Origin of the sequence: Enorma phocaeensis (genome assembly GCF_016901575.1) — a bacterium.
In the GTDB taxonomy this organism is placed as follows: Bacteria; Actinomycetota; Coriobacteriia; order Coriobacteriales; family Coriobacteriaceae; genus Limicola; species Limicola phocaeensis_A.
On record NZ_JACJKQ010000019.1, the window covers coordinates 21,814 to 38,096 of the forward strand.

At 66.8% G+C, this 16,283-nt stretch carries 14 protein-coding genes; 7 read left to right on the forward strand and 7 right to left on the reverse strand.

Going from position 1 to position 16,283, the window contains the following annotated elements:
* Positions 1-38: 38 nt before the first annotated feature.
* The 4 genes from H6A15_RS08725 (at position 39) to proC (ending at position 5,473) form a co-directional block, all read left to right on the forward strand.
* The gene (locus tag H6A15_RS08725) at positions 39-890 is read left to right on the forward strand and encodes a helix-turn-helix domain-containing protein (RefSeq protein WP_204673367.1); all 852 of its coding nucleotides are present in this window, start codon (positions 39-41) and stop codon (positions 888-890) included.
* Between the two features lie 178 nt (positions 891-1,068).
* Positions 1,069-1,986 carry a glycyl-radical enzyme activating protein gene (locus H6A15_RS08730; protein WP_204673368.1) on the forward strand — a complete coding sequence of 306 codons (918 nt, stop codon included), beginning with the start codon at positions 1,069-1,071 and terminating at the stop codon, positions 1,984-1,986.
* A 2-nt stretch (positions 1,987-1,988) separates the two neighbouring features.
* Positions 1,989-4,610 (forward strand): trans-4-hydroxy-L-proline dehydratase, encoded by a 2,622-nt coding sequence (gene hypD, locus H6A15_RS08735; RefSeq protein ID WP_204673369.1) that lies wholly within the window; start codon positions 1,989-1,991, stop codon positions 4,608-4,610.
* A gap of 62 nt (positions 4,611-4,672) precedes the next feature.
* Entirely contained in the window at positions 4,673-5,473 is an 801-nt protein-coding gene (proC, locus tag H6A15_RS08740; RefSeq protein WP_204673370.1) for a pyrroline-5-carboxylate reductase, read from the forward strand.
* A gap of 161 nt (positions 5,474-5,634) precedes the next feature.
* On the opposite strand, the gene H6A15_RS08745 is transcribed toward proC, so the two are convergent.
* From H6A15_RS08745 to serC, 4 genes are all read right to left on the reverse strand, one after another.
* Positions 5,635-6,069: an RNA polymerase sigma factor gene (locus H6A15_RS08745; protein WP_204673371.1), complete on the reverse strand. Its 435-nt coding sequence runs from the start codon at positions 6,067-6,069 to the stop codon at positions 5,635-5,637.
* 139 nt (positions 6,070-6,208) lie between these two features.
* The gene (locus tag H6A15_RS08750; RefSeq protein ID WP_204673372.1) at positions 6,209-7,471 is read right to left on the reverse strand and encodes a DUF1015 domain-containing protein; all 1,263 of its coding nucleotides are present in this window, start codon (positions 7,469-7,471) and stop codon (positions 6,209-6,211) included.
* Between the two features lie 118 nt (positions 7,472-7,589).
* Positions 7,590-8,753, reverse strand: coding sequence for a phosphoglycerate dehydrogenase (locus H6A15_RS08755; protein WP_204673373.1), 1,164 nt, complete (start codon positions 8,751-8,753; stop codon positions 7,590-7,592).
* A gap of 235 nt (positions 8,754-8,988) precedes the next feature.
* Complete coding sequence (gene serC / locus H6A15_RS08760; RefSeq protein ID WP_204673374.1) at positions 8,989-10,083, reverse strand: 3-phosphoserine/phosphohydroxythreonine transaminase; 1,095 nt, start codon at positions 10,081-10,083, stop codon at positions 8,989-8,991.
* A gap of 211 nt (positions 10,084-10,294) precedes the next feature.
* On the opposite strand from serC, the gene H6A15_RS08765 reads away from it, so the two are divergent.
* The gene (locus H6A15_RS08765) at positions 10,295-11,134 is read left to right on the forward strand and encodes a metallophosphoesterase (protein ID WP_204673375.1); all 840 of its coding nucleotides are present in this window, start codon (positions 10,295-10,297) and stop codon (positions 11,132-11,134) included.
* Between the two features lie 51 nt (positions 11,135-11,185).
* On the opposite strand, the gene H6A15_RS08770 is transcribed toward H6A15_RS08765, so the two are convergent.
* Positions 11,186-12,712 (reverse strand): lipopolysaccharide biosynthesis protein, encoded by a 1,527-nt coding sequence (locus H6A15_RS08770; protein ID WP_204673376.1) that lies wholly within the window; start codon positions 12,710-12,712, stop codon positions 11,186-11,188.
* Between the two features lie 264 nt (positions 12,713-12,976).
* On the opposite strand from H6A15_RS08770, the gene pckA reads away from it, so the two are divergent.
* Together pckA and H6A15_RS08780 are read left to right on the forward strand one after the other, a co-directional pair.
* A complete protein-coding gene (gene pckA / locus H6A15_RS08775) occupies positions 12,977-14,569 on the forward strand; it encodes a phosphoenolpyruvate carboxykinase (ATP) (protein WP_204673377.1) in 1,593 nt (530 codons plus the stop codon).
* Between the two features lie 238 nt (positions 14,570-14,807).
* Positions 14,808-15,536 (forward strand): B3/B4 domain-containing protein, encoded by a 729-nt coding sequence (locus tag H6A15_RS08780; protein WP_204673378.1) that lies wholly within the window; start codon positions 14,808-14,810, stop codon positions 15,534-15,536.
* A gap of 109 nt (positions 15,537-15,645) precedes the next feature.
* On the opposite strand, the gene H6A15_RS08785 is transcribed toward H6A15_RS08780, so the two are convergent.
* Positions 15,646-15,864: a DUF6485 family protein gene (locus H6A15_RS08785; protein ID WP_204673379.1), complete on the reverse strand. Its 219-nt coding sequence runs from the start codon at positions 15,862-15,864 to the stop codon at positions 15,646-15,648.
* A 111-nt stretch (positions 15,865-15,975) separates the two neighbouring features.
* Positions 15,976-16,275: an MGMT family protein gene (locus tag H6A15_RS08790; protein ID WP_239462481.1), complete on the reverse strand. Its 300-nt coding sequence runs from the start codon at positions 16,273-16,275 to the stop codon at positions 15,976-15,978.
* Between the last annotated feature and the right edge of the window lie 8 nt (positions 16,276-16,283).

Below are 16,283 nucleotides of genomic sequence, written 5' to 3' on the forward strand. Positions count from 1 at the left end.
AGCCGCGTGAGGCACGGCGAGGCGAAAGGGGTGTCGTCATGAACGTGGGGGAGCAGATCAGGCGCGGGCGCGAGGCGCTTGGGATGTCGCAGACAGACCTGGCGGATGCCATCTGGGTTTCGCGCAACACGGTGTCGAACTGGGAGACGGGCGCGACGACCCCGGATATCCAAAGCTTCATTCTCATGAGCGCCCTGTTCGGCATTACGATCGACGAGATGGTGAAGGGCGACGCAAACGTGATGGCGCAGGCCATCGCGCGCGATCGCAACCGTCTGCTGGTGGTAGGGCCGGAGTTCCCCAAGGATGATTCCAAGGTGGGGGATGCTGCCGGCGACGGCTCGCAGAACGGATCCGAAGCGGAAGATGATGCCGCATCGATCACCCTCACCATGCCAGAGCCGCAGGGCAACGAGGTGTTCGGCAACTACGAGCGTATCGAGGCGTCGCACGACGGCGTCCCGGAGTTTCGCCTGGTGCGTACATTCGCTCTGCTCAGCATGAGCAATTACCGCATCGAGAACCGTGCCGGCGAGGTCGTGGGCACGATTCACCGCGGAAGGGCGCTGTTCGATCCGGTGTACCAGCTGCGCGTCCCGGGGTTCGAGCGCGTCCAGGTGAAGCGCGAGTGGAAGCCTGCAGACTTTCGCTATGTGTATACCATCGAGGGCGAGGGCGTGGGCGTCGACGGCGCGGTGCTGGGCGACGAGTTCAGCATCTGGCGCCATGAGGAGCGCATCGCGACGGTGCGGGCGCTGCGCGGCGCCGGCAGGCCGGTCTATGGCATCGAGCTTGAAGACGGAGACGCCCGCCCGCTTGCCTTTGGCGTGGCGATGATGTTTCTGATGCTGCGCGACTATGACCGGTGCTGGGTGCGGACAAGCAGGTAGCGCGAAGGTCCAGGAGGGCGTCGGGGGCGCGGCGGGAAGGGGTTCTCGGCAGGGCTTCGGCTCCATCGCGTGCAGGCTGCGGCAGAAATGCCGCAGGGCGGGCGTTGCGCGGGCCGTTGCGCGCCCGATGCCGCTACAATGGTGGGCGCTGCTTTCACCGAGCCGCCAGGAGGCCTGCATGGGCGCAACCCCGACCATCTTCAATATCCAGCGCTTCTCGACCCACGACGGGCCGGGCATTCGCACGACGGTCTTCTTCAAGGGCTGCCCGCTGCGCTGCGCGTGGTGCCACAACCCCGAATCGCAGTCATATGCCCCGGAGCTTCTGGTGGACTCGTCGCGCTGTGCCGGCTGCGGAATGTGCATCGACGCGTGTCCCGAGGGGGCGATCGCGCTCGACGATGGAGGCCGCGCGCGTTTGGACCGCGATCGGTGCCGCGCGTGCGGGGAGTGCGTGGACCTGTGCGCCCAGGGATGTCGCGAGGTCGCGGGCGAGCCTGCCGCCGAGCCGCGGGAGCTTGTGGAGCAGCTTCTCCGCGACCGCTCCTTCTTCGAGCGCTCTGGCGGAGGCGTGACGCTCTCGGGCGGGGAGTGCCTGGCGCAGGAGGAGGGCTATCTTGCCGAGCTCTGCTCGCGCCTGCACGCGCGGGGCATCCGGGTTGCAATCGACACGTGCGGCGACGTGCCTTGGGAGCGCATCGAGCGCCTGCTGCCCGACGTCGATCTGTGGCTCTACGACATCAAGGCGGCGGACGACGTCCTCCATCGGCGTCTTACCGGCTCGTCGAACATGCGGATTTGGGATAATCTGGGACATCTTGCGCGCTCGGGCGCGGCGGTGCGGGTGCGCATGCCGCTCGTGAGCCCGGTGAACGACGACATGGCGTGCATCGATGCTACGATTCGACTCCTTTTGGAGCGGGTGGGTACGGTGCCCGTGAGTCTGCTACCGTATCATGCAGCGGGCAATGGAAAGTATCGCCGCCTCGACCGGGTGCCGCGCGAGGATTTTCGCGTGCCCGCGGACGATGAGCTCGCATCTATTCGAGATCGGTTCTTGGACGCCGGCTTCTCCGACGTCGAGATAGGGGGCTGAGTATGGGAACGTATGAAGAGACCGGCTCCGCTGCGCTCGCGGGATCGCGCGCCGAGGACGCGGCGCAGCCGCTCATGACAGAGGGGGATGTCGGCGTCCCTGCCGCCGATGCGCCCGCGGAGCCGACCTTCGCGGGGACCTTCTTCGACCTCGAGCGCGCCCAGCTCGACCTGATCGACCGGGCGCTTGGCTCGATTCGCGTCCATGGGGCCCCGAGCCGCACCACCTCGCATGCCACCTGGCAGGACGACCGCGGCATGAACGACCGCGTGAAGAAGCTGCGCCATCAAAGCGAGACGACGCAGCCCTACCTCGACATGGAGCGCGCGCTCATCGAGACCAAGACGTATCTGGCGCACGAGGGCGAGCTCTCCCAGCCCGAGCTCCGCGGCATGGTCCTGCGCGACTACTTTGCCGAGAAGACCATACGCATCGAGCCGGGCGAGCTCATCGTGGGCGAGAAGGGACGCGGCCCCCAGGCGGCGCCGACCTTCCCCGAGCTGTGCTGCCACACGCTCGAGGACATGCATAACATGAACGACCGCGAGCAGGTGAATTTCTGCGTCACGGAGGACGACCTTGCCGCCCAGCGCGACATCGTGATCCCGTTCTGGTGCCGCCGCGCCTCGCGCGAGCGCATCATGGAGGCCCAGACGCCGGCGTGGCACGACGCCTTCGAGGCGGGTATCTTCACCGAGTTCTACGAGCAGCGTGCGGGCGGCCATACCTGCCTGGGGTCCGAGCGCGGGGCGCATGCGGGCTTCGATGAGATCCGCGGAGACATCGAGGGCGCGATCGAGGCGCTCGACTATCTCGCGGACGAGCATGCGACCGAGAAGCGGCAGGAGCTCTCGGGCATGCTGCTCGCCCTCGAGGGCGTGCAGGTGCTCGCGACGCGCTATGCCGAGCTTGCCGGCCGCATGGCGGCCGAGGAGGCAGATCCGGCACGCGCCGCCGAGCTCGCGCAGATCGCTGAGAACTGCCGCGTGGTCGCCCATGGGCGCCCGCGCACCTTCTGGCAGTGGATCCAGCGCTACTGGTTCATCCACCTGGCCATCACGAGCGAGACCAACCCGTGGGACGCCTATACGCCGGGCCGCCTCGACCAGCATCTGATCGGCTACTATGCCGCCGACGTCGACGCCGGCCGCCTCACGCGGGACCAGGCCTTGGAGCTGCTCGAATGCCTGTGGGTGAAGTTCAACAACCAGCCGGCGCCGCCCAAGGTGGGCGTCACGCTCAAGGAGTCGGGCACCTATAGCGACTTCGCCAACATCAACACCGGCGGCATCACGCCCGACGGAGCGGACGGCGTGAACGACGTCTCGTACCTCATTCTGGACTGCATGGACGAGATGATGTTCATCCAGCCCAACTCGAACGTGCAGATCTCGCGCAAGACGCCGCGGGCGTTTTTGCGCCGCGCCTGCGAGGTGGCGCGCGCCGGGTGGGGGCAGCCCGCGTTCTATAACACCGAGGAGATCATCGACGAGCTGCTCAATGCGGGCAAGTCGCTCGCCGACGCCCGCCGAGGGGGCTCTTCCGGCTGCGTGGAGACGGGCTGCTGGGGATACGAGGCCTACCCGCTCACCGGCTACTTCAACCTGCCGAAGATCCTCGAGATCACCCTGAACGACGGCGTCGACCCGCGCACCGGCAAGCGCATCGGCCTCACCACGGGCGACCCGCGCTCCTTCTCGTCGTTCGACGAGCTCATGGACGCCTACCTGCGCCAGATGGACTACTTCATCGACATCAAGGTCCGCGGCTCGAACATCAACACGCGCCTGTGCGCCCAGCTGAACCCCGTGCCGTTCATGTCGCTCATGACCGAGGACTGCATCGCCCGCGGCGAAGACTACAACGCCGGCGGCGCGCGCTATAACACCACCTATCTGCAGGGCGTGGGCATCGGCTCCATCACCGACGCGCTCGCGTCGCTCAAATACAACGTGTTCGACGAGCGGCGCTTCACCATGGACGAGCTGCTCGGCGCCTTGGCGGCAAACTTCGAGGGCGCCGAGTACGTGCGGATGAAGAACCTGGTGAGCCGCAGGACGCCCAAGTTCGGCAACGACGACGACTATGCGGACGCCATCATGCGCGCCGTGTTCGACCACTTCCACGATGCGGTGACGGGACGTCCCAACATGCGGCGCGGCGAGTGGCGCATCGACATGCTGCCCACGACCTGCCACATCTACTTTGGCGAGGTCACGGGCGCGTCGCCTTCGGGCAGGCTCGCCGGCGAGCCGGTCTCGGACGGCATCTCGCCCGAGCGCGGGGCCGACACGCAGGGACCCACCGCGGTGATCAAGTCCTGCTCGAAGATGGACCACGCCGCGACGGGCGGGACGCTGCTCAACCAGAAGTTCGCGCCTGCCGCCATCGAGGGGGAGAAGGGCCTGGACAACCTCGCCGACCTCGTTCGCACCTACTTCGACCTGGACGGGCATCATATCCAGTTCAACATCGTCGACCGTGCCACCCTCATCGATGCGCAGAGGCACCCCGAGCGCTACCCCGATCTCATCGTGCGCGTGGCGGGCTTCTCCGAGAAATGGTGCAACCTGGGGCGCGAGCTGCAAGACGAGATCATCAACCGAACGGAGCAGGCGTTCTAGGCTCTCCCAGGCGCCCCCTTATACGCTTTTACCATGCTGACACCGACCGAAAGGATATGGATATGGCTAAGGAACTGGCACTCATCGGCTGCGGCAACATGGGCAGCGCCATCGCGAAGGGCGTGGTGAGCTCCGGGCTCGTCGCGCCCCGGGACCTGGTGGTCGCCGATGTGTCCGAGGCGTCTCAGAAGCGTCTTGCGGCAGAGCTGGGCTGCGCGGGGACCTGCGATAACGTCGAGGCCGTGAGCGGCGCGAAGATGGTGCTCATCGCGGTGAAGCCGCAGTATCTGGACGACGCCGTGAGCGCCTTTGCGCATGCGGTCGACGAGGGCGCGATCGTGGTGTCCATCGCCGCCGGCGTCTCGCTCGAGCGCCTTGAGGGGCTTTTGGGGGCGGGGCGCAAGATCGTCCGCGTCATGCCCAACCTCGCGGCGACGGTGCTCGCCGCCATGAGCTCGCTGTCGCCCAACGCCAACGTCTCAGAGGACGAGACGGACCAGGTGAAGCGCATCTTCGATGCGCTCGGCCGCGCCGAGGTGGTGCCCGAGCACCTGATCGACGCCGTGATCGCCGCCTCGGGCAGCTCGCCCGCCTACGTGTGCGTCTTTATCGAGGCCCTGGCGGATGCCGCGGTTGCCGAGGGCATGCCGCGCGCCCAGGCATACACCTTCGCCGAGCAGGCGGTTCTGGGCACGGCCAAATACCTGTTGGAGACCGGCACCCATCCGGCGGTGCTCAAGGACATGGTGTCGAGTCCCGCGGGCACCACGATCGAGGCCGTCGCCGCGCTCGAGCGCGGCGGGATGCGCGCCGCGGTGATCGATGCCGCCCGCGCCGCGGCAGCCAAGAACCGCGCGATGTAGAGGCGCTGCCGTCTGCCGGCGGCGATCGTCCCACAAGATGGCCGCGGCCCGCATCCCGAGGGGTGCGGGCCGCTTGCGTTGAGCGCGCGGCGGGGGCAGCTCGCCTCTGAACCTCGGCTCGAACCGGCTCGACCGAGGGGGCTTGCGTATGCCCGCCTAAGCTAGCCGAGTTGCTCGAGGATGAACAACGGCTCGCTGGATGCCTCGGCCGGGTCGGCTCCGGCGTCAACGGCGTCTAGCGTGGCCTCAAGGTTCGCCCGGAACGCCTCCTCAAATCCCTCGACGGGAATGATGCGGTAGCGCTGGGTGAAGGTCTGGCCGGCGGGGGACGTCGCGGTGATGGTCAGCACCCGTCCGTCGAGCTGCTGGACCGCGCACGCGGCATGCGCGGCGAGGTATTCGTTCCAGTTGGATTCATCCGCCTTCTCCGTCATGGCCAGGAGCTCGTCGGTGAGCAGTCGGATAAAGGTGTCTTGTACCACATCTTGGGCATCGGCAGCCGAGCGCAGCTGATTGAGCGCAAGTCGAAAGACCGCGTCGCCATGGCGGGAGAGGGCGTGCTCTACGAAATCGTCTGATTGAAGCTTAGGTGCCATGTAAATCATCTCCTCGTGTAATAAACGAGCGAGAGATTCAAGATGTTCCGTTCCGTCTCGCCATGTTCATGCGAAGGACGGGCCAAGATCGGGGCGGGCGATGCGGTCGATTCCGCGGCGCCCCGCCCCGATGCAGGGATTATTTGATGCGGTGGAGGAACAGCCCGCTTCTGAGCTTCGGTTCAAACCAGGTCGATTTGGGCGGCATGAGCATGCCTGCGTCGGCGACGGCCAGCAGCTCGTCGATGCCGGTGGCGTGCAGGGTGAACGCGACGCCCTCGGCGCCCGCGCGCCGCTCGAGCTCTTCAGTTCCGCGGATGCCGCCCACAAACGAGATGCGCGGGTCGCACCTTGGGTCCTCGACGCCGAGCGCGGGACCAAGGAGGGTGCTCTGGAGCAGGGTCACGTCGAGGGCGGCCACGGGATTGCCCTCGGATGCCGCCTCGATGGATGCGGCAAGGTTGGCGCCGGGCGAGAGGCGCCACCAGCGTCCGTCGGTATACATGCCGATCTCCCCATGGCGCTCGGGCTCGACGGGTCGGGGGCTCTCCTCAATCGCGAAGCCCGCCGCCATCGCCTGGGCGATGAGCCCTGCCACCGTGAGGCCTCCGCGGTCGGAGACCACGCGGTTGTAGGGCAGCACCGTGAGCTGGCTTGCCGGGAACAGCACCGAGAGGAAGTAGTTGAAGGGCTCCTTGCCCGTGAAGGTGCCGGCAGCCTTCGCCTCCTCACGCATTGCCTGCCCGACCTTTACCGCCGAGGCGGTGCGATGGTGGCCGTCGGCGATGTAGGCGCAGGGAATCTGCTCGAACATGGCATGGATGGCCTCGACGGCATCGGGGCGCTTGATCTCCCACACGGTCTGGGCGACGCCCTCGTCATCGGTGAAGCGGTACAGCGGGGTCGCGGACTTCGCGGCGCCGATGATGATGTCCAGCACCGGCTGGTCGCGATAGGTGAGGAAGATCGGTCCGGTCTGGTAGCCGAGGGCGCGCATGTGCTCGATGCGGTCGCGCTCCTTCTCCTCGCGGGTCAGCTCGTGGCGCTTGATGACGCCCGACTCATACTCGTCGATGGAGCAGACGCCCACGAGCCCCGTCTGGGTCCGGCCCTGCCAGGAGAGCTCGTAGAGGTAGTAGCTGCGGCTGGCGTCTTGGAAGAAGGTGTGGTCGGCGATGCGTCCCTGGAGAAGCTCGGACGCCTTCTCATAGACCTCGGGCGCATACATGTCCTCATCGGGGCCAAACTGCGTCTCGGGGCGGTCGATGTTCAGAAACGAGAGGGGGCGCCCCTGGACATAGGCCGCCGCCTCGGCTCGGTCGAAGACGTCGTAGGGCAGCGCCGCGACATCGGCGGCGTGTTCGGGTGCCGGTCGGGTGCAGGGGAAGGGGAGGACGCGCATGGGGCTCCTTTCGGGCAGGTTGCATGCGCCCCATGATACCGCAGGGACGCAAAACGGGACGAACGCATGCCCGAGGGCGCGCCTTCGTCCCGTTGTCTCACATGGCGGCTGCCGATCCCTACTTGATCACGCGGACGCGATAGACGGCGGGAATCTGCTTGAGCGCCTCGATGGTCGACTGCTCGAGATGCTCGTCGGTGTCGAACATGGTGTAGGCGTTCTCGCCGGCGCTCTCGTTGACCATGCGCTGCACGTTGGCGTTGTCCTTGGCGAGGATCGCCGTGATCTGTCCGATCATGTTGGGGACGTTGGCGTGCAGGCATGCGATGCGGCTGGCGGCGCGCGCCTTGCCCATGGAGCAGGCGGGGTAGTTCACCGAGTGGGCGATGTTGCCGTTTTCCAGATAGTCCTTGAGCTCCGAGATCGCCATGTCGGCGCAGTTGGCCTCGGCCTCGCTCGTGCCGGCGCCCGAATGGGTGGTCACGTACGTATTGGGCATGAGCACCGTTTTAGGGGTGGCAAAGTCGGTCGAGAACCACGAGAGCTGTCCCGAGTGCAGGGCATCGGACACCGCGTCCTCGTCGACGATGGTCTCGCGCGCGAAGTTGATGAGGATGGCCCCGGGTGCCAGGAGCGCGAGCTGGTCGGCGCCGATCATGCCGACCGTGTCGGCCTTGCTGGGAACATGGAGCGTGAGGTAGTCGCAGTTGCGGCAGAGGTCCTCGAGCGTGCCCACGCGCTGGACGTCGCGGCTGAGCTCCCAGGCGTGCTCCACCGAGATGAACGGGTCGTAGCCATAGACGTCCATGCCCAGCTGCACGCAGGCGTTGGCGACCTTCGAGCCGACGTTGCCGAGGCCGATGACGCCCACGCGCTTGTCTTTGAGCTCCTGCCCGACGAAGGCCTTCTTGACCTTCTCGGCGTCGACCATGATATCGGGGTCGTCGGCATTCTGGCGCACCCACTCCATCGACTGCACCACGCCGCGGCTGGAGAGGATCATCATGCAGAGCACCATCTCCTTGACGGCGTTCGCGTTGGCGCCGGGGGAGTTGAACACCACCACGCCGCGCCTTGCGTAGTCGTCTACGGGGATGTTGTTGACGCCGGCGCCGCAGCGGGCGATGGCGCGAATGCTGGTCGGCAGGTCATAGCCGTGCAGGTCGGTCGAGCGCATGAGGATGGCATCCGCCTCCTGCGCCTCCTCGACGAACTCGTAGCCGGGGCCAAACTCGACGCTGCCGTCTTTGGTGATGTCGTCGATGATCTTGATCTTTCGCATGGTGCTCCCATCGGGTTCTCGGTGTGCTCCCTGCGCTCGGGTGGTCCTGCTCGCTCAAAGGCGCCGCCGGCGCCTCTGGGCAGGGGACGCATCAACAACCCTGCGCGCCAGGGAACGAATCACTGCGGTAAAGGGGCGCACGGGCTACCTATCTGGCTCGTGCGGAGGCCTGCGGTCCACGTGCATCGGGGTTGCAGGCAGGTGGCTAGCAGCTGGGTTGGAGTTGGCTGCTAGCCTAATTAGATCGCCGGCTCTCCTCGAAGTCCTGCATGTAGGCGGCGAGCGCCTTGACGCCATCGAGGGAAACGGCGTTGTAGATGCTGGCGCGCATGCCGCCGGTGAGGCGGTGGGCCTTGACGCCCTCGATGCCGCGCTCGCGGGCGCCCTCGATGAAGGCGGCGTCCAGCTCCGGCGTGGCGCATCGGAAGGTGACGTTGGCAATCGAGCGCGAAGCGGGTTCGGCAAAGGGGCGGAAGACCTCGCTGGCGTCGAGGACGTCGTAGAGGATGCGCGCCTTCTCGCTGTTCGTCTGCGCCATGGCCTTGAGGCCGCCCTGCTCCTCGACCCAGCGGAACACCTTGCCGCATACGTAGATGCCAAAGGTGTTGGGCGTGTTCATCATGGATTTGGCGTCCGCCTGGCGGCGATAGCTCATATAGGTGGGGCAGCATTCGAGCGCCGGCCCCTCGCCGATGAGGTCCTCGCGGACGATGACCACGGTCACGCCCGCGGGGCCGGCGTTCTTCTGGGCGCCGGCGTAGACGAGGCCGTAGCGCTCGATGTCGAGCGGCATCGAGAGGAAGCAGCTCGAGACGTCGGCGACGAGCGGCGTGTCGCCGGTGTCGGGCAGCGCATGGAACATGGTGCCGAAGATGGTGTTGTTCTGGCAGATATATAGATAGTCGAGGTCACGTGCCTGCTCGCGGATGCGGGAGAGGTCGGGGATGCGGTCGAAGCCGGTGTCCTCGCTCGTGGCGAGCACCCGGGCGTCGCCGTAGCGGGCGGCCTCTTGCCAGGCGAGCTTCGCAAAGTGGCCGGAGACCACATAGCCCGCGCGGCCGCGGCGCATGAGGTTCAGCGGGATGCCGGCGAACTGCAGCGTGGCGCCGCCCTGCAAAAACAGGACGCGGTACGTGTCGGGAATGCCGATGATCCTGCGCAGGGTCGCCTCGGCGTCGTCGATGATCTGTGCGTAGGCCTGCGAGCGGTGGCTCATCTCCAGCACGGACATGCCGCATCCACGGTAGTCGACGAGTTCCTGCTGTATCTCTTCCAGCACGGGCAGCGGCAGCGCCGCCGGACCGGCCGAGAAGTTGTGGACGCGGGCCATGGGGAATCCTTTCGGTGAATGGCACGGCGGCCGCGGCGTCTGCCTCGGGCCGCCTACGGGTTCGGGATACTCTATCATAGTAAAGCCCTGCTGGATACTCGCTCCATATAATCCGAGTGTAAAACTATGATTAACGAGACGTCCTCGGAGCGGCTTTCTGCGCGATACAATGCAAGGAGCATCGTCCACACCACAGATGGGGAGGCGTGCCATGGCAACCTATGTGACCTCAGACGCCCACGGGCACCTGCGGGCGCTCGACCGGGCGCTTTCGCTGGCAGCCCCCGGCCCTGCCGATACGCTCTTCGTGCTGGGAGACATGGTGGATCGCGGCCCCGACCCCGTGGGCGTGATACAGCTCGTGCGCGGCATCCCCGGCGTGCGCGTGCTCATGGGCAACCATGAGCGCATGATGCTCGACGCACTTCTCCACGACAGCGACATCGACCTGGGCACCTGGGCACTCAACGGCGGCTATGCCACGGCGCCGGGCCTCGACCGCCTTCCGCGCGAGGAGTTTTCCGACATCATCGACTGGATCGCGAACCTGCCTCTCTACGACGTCGTCGAGGCGGGCGGGCGCGCCTTTATCCTGGCGCATGCGGGCATCGACGCGCTCGCCGCGCGCGGGTACCTGGCGACGGCGGGCGTGGACTGCAGCGAGGGCCGCGGCGCCTCCTCGGCGTCTCGCGAGCAGCTCATGGATATGATGGCGCAGCAGGACCCGCAGGACCTCCTGTGGATCCGCGATCGCTTCTGGGCGGAGCCGACCGGGCTGGTCGGCAAAGACGGCTCCGGTCCCGTGGTGATCGCCGGCCATACGCCGTCGACGGCGCTTGGCTATTATGCCCAGGCGGGCGAGGGCGTAGGGGTCTCTGAGGACGGACGGGGCATGGTGACGCCGCTCGGCGCCTGCGACGCCACGGGAGGCGTCGCCGACCGCGTGGACATCGACTGCGCCGCCGCGGGCGGGCACGAGATGGGACGGGTGGGCATCCTGCGCCTGGACGACGGGGCCACCTGGTATGCCGACGTCCTGGAAGGCGAATAGGGTTCGACGCCCCAGCAGGGGCGCCGTGCGGCCGGTGCCGGCCCTTGCTCCCTAGGCGAACGGATTGCGCTCGCGGGTGATCTGGCGGCGCATGCGCGCATACTCCATCACCAGCAGGACGAGCAGCAGCGACATGGTTCCCAGGTAGCTCGCCACCGCGCCGGCGAGACCTAGGAGGTTCACCAGCACGAGGGACAGCGCCACAGACGCCGCGAACGAGACGGCGTACAGGCGCATGACCGCGCCCTGGCGCCTCAGCACGGTGATGATCGCGTAGAGGAAGTCGATCGCCGCGGTCACGCCTCCGGCGAGCACCATGAGGTGGGGCAGCGCGCCGAACTGCTCGAAGTCGACCCCGTACATGAAGCTCATGAGCGGGATGCCGAGCCATTCCATGAAGATGCTCACGCCTACGGTGATGCCGAGGATGACCGCCATGACGGCGATGACCACCAAGTCGAAGCGGCGGCGCTTGCGCGGGTTCGACCAGATGCTCGCGAGGCGCAGCAGCTGGGGCTTGTACACAAAGCCGATGGCGAGCAGGATGCCCTGGGCGGGGAAGTAGAGGGCGTTGAAGAAGAGCTGGTTCTCGTAGGGGAGGGCGCCCTCCATCACGAACTTCGGCACGCTCTCGATGAGGTTGAACAGGAACAGCGCGGCAAACAGCGGGAAGCAGTGGCGAAAGAGGTCGGCGACCTCGCCCACGTCCCAGCGGCGCGACTTCTCGGTCTCGAGCAGCGCGAGCGGAAGCGTCACCAGGGCGAGCGTGGCGGCGGTGGCGACCGCCATGGCGACCGACGCCACCGCGAGGTCGCGCGTGACGAGCAGGAGGGCGGAGAAGCCCGCGATGGCCGCCACCGAGCGCAGCGTCTGGGAGATTCCCGCAAGGTAGAGCTTGTCGGCCTGCTGCAGGCGTCCCTCGTAGACGTCTGCCACGCCGTCGACCAGCTTATAGACGTATACGCCCACGCAGATGGTGAGCATGTGGGAGTCGTATCCGCGCACCGAGCAGTACAGCAGGCCGCACACGAAGGCGGCGATGCCGGTGAGCCAGCGGTTGATCTGATAGGACGAAAAGGAATGGTCCTCGTCGATGTCGGAGACCTGGAAGTTGCGCACGCCATAGTTCGCGGCGATCATGAGCAGGGTGCCGGTGACGAAGGCCATGGAGAACATGCCCGCCTCCTCGGCGCCGGCGAGCTGCGTCGCCACCACGGTGAGAACGGGGAACACCATGCCCCATATCGAGGTGCCGACGGTGTTCCACACGTAGTCGCGCCCCGTGCTGTGCGACTCGTACTGCGCCTCCTGTTTGCTCAGCGAGCCCTTGTAGACCGATTGCAGCAGGCGGGTCCACCATTGGTTGATGATGCGGGCGAGCCAGGGCTGGCGCTGGGGCCTGCGCGGCGCGGCGCCCTCGCGGCGGTCTCGGGGCAGGGCGTCGTGTCCGGGGCGCACGTCGATGCGCGGCCCCTCCTCCACGCCGGGGTCGTCCGCCCGCCGAAACGACGGCCCCCGCCGCCCCTCGTCGCGCCGCTTGAGCTCTTTGCGAATCGTGTCCCAAGGCGTCATGGTCATGATGCTCCCATCCAGGGCGTCGCGCGTCCGCCGTCGGTGCAATGGGAGTCATTATACCGCCCGCCCCGTTGGTCTAGACAGCCCCCGCCGTTCCCCGATAAAGGGGTGCGTCAGAGAATCAGTTGATGTATATGAAATGTGATTGTGTCACTGCCGGCGACGTCCTGCCGGGCCCCAGCGCCTCGCGCCGGGGGCGCGCGGCAAGCCCGTTCGACCGGCCTGCGGGGCATCGTGCCCTGCGCCTACGGGATGAAAGGTGAACCTATGATCGAGACGATATTGCTGGAGTCGGGCATCGACTGTGACATCGACCGCGTGCACGTTGACTGGAGCCCCGCCAAGCTCATCGAGCACGCCGTATCCCACCATGAGGCCTACCTCACCTCGACCGGATCGCTGTCCGTGTCCACGGGCGCCTTCACCGGCCGCAGCCCCGAGAACCGCTACATCGTCGACGCGGGTGCCGCCGACGAGAACGTCAACTGGAACAGCCCCACCAACAAGCCCATCGACGAGAAGACCTACAAGCGCGTGCGCAAGAACGTGACGCGCTACATGTCGCAGCGCCGCCACCTGTTCGTGGTCCGCGGCTTCGCGGGCGCCGACCGCCAGTTCGCCCGCAAGGTCATGGTGGTGTGCGAGCGTGCCCACCAGGCGCTGTTCATCTCCCAGATGCTCGTGCGCCCCTCTTCGGACGAGCTCGAGGTGTTCGGCCGTCCCGACATCATGGTCTTTGCTGCTCCCACCTATGTGTGCTCACGTGACCGCGACGGCGTCGAGCCCGCTGCCGTCATCCTGGACATGGAGGGCAAGAAGATCGTCGTCGCCGGCACCGGCTATTGCGGCGAGATCAAGAAGGCCGTCTTCACCATGATGAACTACCTGCTGCCCATCGAGGACGGCGTGCTGCCCATGCATTGCTCGGCCAACATGGACCCGCGCACCGGCAAGACCGCCATCCTCTTCGGCCTTTCGGGCACCGGCAAGACCACGCTCTCTGCCGACCCCGAGCGCCTGCTCATCGGCGACGACGAGCACGGCTGGAGCCCGCGCGGCGTCTTCAACATCGAGGGCGGCTGCTACGCCAAGACCATCGACCTCACGCGCGAGCGCGAGCCCGACATCTTCGACGCCATCCGCTTCGGCAGCGTGTCCGAGAACGTAAAGCTCGACCGCAAGACGCGCGCCGCCATCTACTCCGACAGCTCCATCACCGAGAACGGCCGCGCCGCCTATCCGCTTACGCACATCAAGCGCGTCGTCGAGTCCGGCACGGGCGAGACCCCCTCGGTGGTGCTCTTCCTCACCGCTGACGCCTATGGCGTGCTGCCCCCGATCTCCAAGCTCAACCGCGAGCAGGCCATGTTCCACTTCCTCACCGGCTACACCGCCAAGGTCGCCGGCACCGAGCTGGGCATCAAGGAGCCCCAGCCCACGTTCTCGGCGCTCTTCGGCGAGCCCTTCATGCCGCTCGACCACATGGTCTACGCCTACCTGCTGGGCGAGAAGATCACGCAGAACAAGACGCGCGTGTATCTGGTGAACACCGGCTGGACCGGCGGCCCCTACGGCGTCGGCCATCGCATCGCGCTCTATCACACGCGCGCGCTGGTGAAGGCCGCCATGAACGGCGAGCTCGACGTCGCCGGCTACCGTCACGACGACGTGTTCGACGTCGACGTGCCGCGCGACTGCCCCAACGTTCCCTCCAAGATCCTGAACCCGCGCGACACCTGGGAGGACGGCGAGGCGTACGACAAGGCCGCGGCAGAGCTCGCAGGCAAGTTCAAGGAGAACTTCGAGAAGCGCTATCCCGGCGTCGACCTGAACAGCATGACCCGTCCGCGCCACCGCTAAAGGGCAGAGGCGCTACGCTGAGCCGTTGTGCGTCCCGGCATCCTCTGTGGCGTCGGGGCGCACAAAGCTGCTAAGATATTCCAACAGATAGAGCCCCCTTCCCCGGATGGGGGCAGCGTACGCGCGCACGTGCCGGCACCGTAGGGCAAAGAAGGTGGCCGGCAGGTGTGCGCGTTTTTTCATAGGCCGTCTGCGGGGGCTCCTCCGAGCTCGCCGCAGGGGAGAAAGGATCGCTTCCATGAAGAAGTTTGTGACCGAGGAGTCGTTCTGGCAGCTCTTTCCGGATGCGGCGATCGGCGTGGTGGTCGCCGAGGGCATGAAGCCGGCGAGCGAGGTGGCGCCCGAGGACGCCGAGCAGATCGAGCAGCTGCTCGAGCGGGCGAACGCACTCGCGGAGCGTCACCTGACCAGCGAGGTCATCTCGGAAAACGAGCCGGTGAAGGCATGGCGCGACGCCTATCGCAGGTTCAAGACGAAAAAGGGCGCGCGCTGCTCGATCGAGAACCTGCTCAAGCGCGTCCTCAAGGGCAAGCCGGTGGGCTCCATCACCCCGTCGGTCGACATCTATAACGCCATCTCGCTCAAGTACGCCCTGCCGGTGGGCGGGGAGGACATCGACGCCTTCCAGGGAGATTTGCGCCTCGCCGTGACCGAGGGCGGAGACGCCTTCGAGCCGCTGGGCGAGGACGGCAAGCAAGACCCCACGCTGCCGGGGGAGCTGTGCTACTGCGACGACGCGGGGGCCGTGTGCCGGTGCTGGAACTGGCGCGACGGCGTGCGCACGGCGTTGACGGACGATTCGAGCAACGCCTTCCTCATCGTGGAGTGCGTGGAGCCGGGGCGCGTCGATGACTGCCGCGCCGCCGTCGACGAGCTTGCCGAGCTCGTGGAGCGCTATCTGGGCGCCGCCATCTCCGCCAAGTCCATCGTCACCTCCGATGATCGCGAGGTCGTCATAGCGCGGTAGGGGCCGCAGCGCCACGGGCGACCCGTTTGGCTCCGACGCGGGCGGTCCCTGCCGTGGCGCGGGCGGCGCCGGGGCAGGGGGTGCCACCCGCGTGCAGAGGCTGCAGACGTTATTCGCCGTGCTTCATCACGTGGGCGGCAAAGCCGGCATAGGTCCAGTCCTGCTCGTCGCCGGGCAGCAGGTCGAGCGAGACGTCCTTGAAGAAGCAGCTGGGGATCTCGCGCTCCTTCAGGCATTTCGCCACGCAGAGGGTGCACCCCTTGTCATGGTTCACGGGGTTCATGGGGCAGGCGTGGTCGGTGCAGGTGCAAAACGGCGCGGTTGCCATGGCTGTTCCTTTCTCGGGGCGACGCGGTCCGGTCCTAGATGTGCAGGCGCCCCGGCTCGCGCGGGGCGCCTTGCTCGGCGGGGGAGGGGCTCCATGCCTGAGGAGCGGAGGCTATAGGCCGGCTGGCCAGCGGCAGGCGTCGAGGTCGACGTGCGTGTCGTCGCGGAAGGTCACGCCCTCGTCCTCGAGCAGCGCGCGCTGGGCGTCGGCCCCGCCGAAGGCGAAGCCCTCGCAGATGCTGCCGTCGGCGAAGACGACGCGATGGCAGGGCACCACGCCCGGCCGCGGATTGCTGTGAAGGGCATTGTTGATGTGCAATAAGAAATGGTCCGAATGAGCACCGGTTTCTGAGCAACGCGTGCACCGAAAAATGAGCAGTTTGAGCATGAGGGCCGCGCCCCCTTGGACCAGGGGCGCGG

Bases quoted from the DNA above. Each gene is read 5' to 3' on its own strand.
- H6A15_RS08780 (WP_204673378.1), top strand. From the start codon at position 14,808: ATGAAGAAGTTTGTGACCGAGGAGTCGTTCTGGCAGCTCTTTCCGGAT.
- serC (WP_204673374.1), bottom strand. From the start codon at position 10,083: ATGGCCCGCGTCCACAACTTCTCGGCCGGTCCGGCGGCGCTGCCGCTG.
- H6A15_RS08745 (WP_204673371.1), bottom strand. From the start codon at position 6,069: ATGGCACCTAAGCTTCAATCAGACGATTTCGTAGAGCACGCCCTCTCC.
- H6A15_RS08725 (WP_204673367.1), top strand. From the start codon at position 39: ATGAACGTGGGGGAGCAGATCAGGCGCGGGCGCGAGGCGCTTGGGATG.
- H6A15_RS08730 (WP_204673368.1), top strand. From the start codon at position 1,069: ATGGGCGCAACCCCGACCATCTTCAATATCCAGCGCTTCTCGACCCAC.
- hypD (WP_204673369.1), top strand. From the start codon at position 1,989: ATGGGAACGTATGAAGAGACCGGCTCCGCTGCGCTCGCGGGATCGCGC.
- H6A15_RS08765 (WP_204673375.1), top strand. From the start codon at position 10,295: ATGGCAACCTATGTGACCTCAGACGCCCACGGGCACCTGCGGGCGCTC.
- H6A15_RS08785 (WP_204673379.1), bottom strand. From the start codon at position 15,864: ATGGCAACCGCGCCGTTTTGCACCTGCACCGACCACGCCTGCCCCATG.
- H6A15_RS08755 (WP_204673373.1), bottom strand. From the start codon at position 8,753: ATGCGAAAGATCAAGATCATCGACGACATCACCAAAGACGGCAGCGTC.
- pckA (WP_204673377.1), top strand. From the start codon at position 12,977: ATGATCGAGACGATATTGCTGGAGTCGGGCATCGACTGTGACATCGAC.
- H6A15_RS08770 (WP_204673376.1), bottom strand. From the start codon at position 12,712: ATGACCATGACGCCTTGGGACACGATTCGCAAAGAGCTCAAGCGGCGC.
- proC (WP_204673370.1), top strand. From the start codon at position 4,673: ATGGCTAAGGAACTGGCACTCATCGGCTGCGGCAACATGGGCAGCGCC.
- H6A15_RS08750 (WP_204673372.1), bottom strand. From the start codon at position 7,471: ATGCGCGTCCTCCCCTTCCCCTGCACCCGACCGGCACCCGAACACGCC.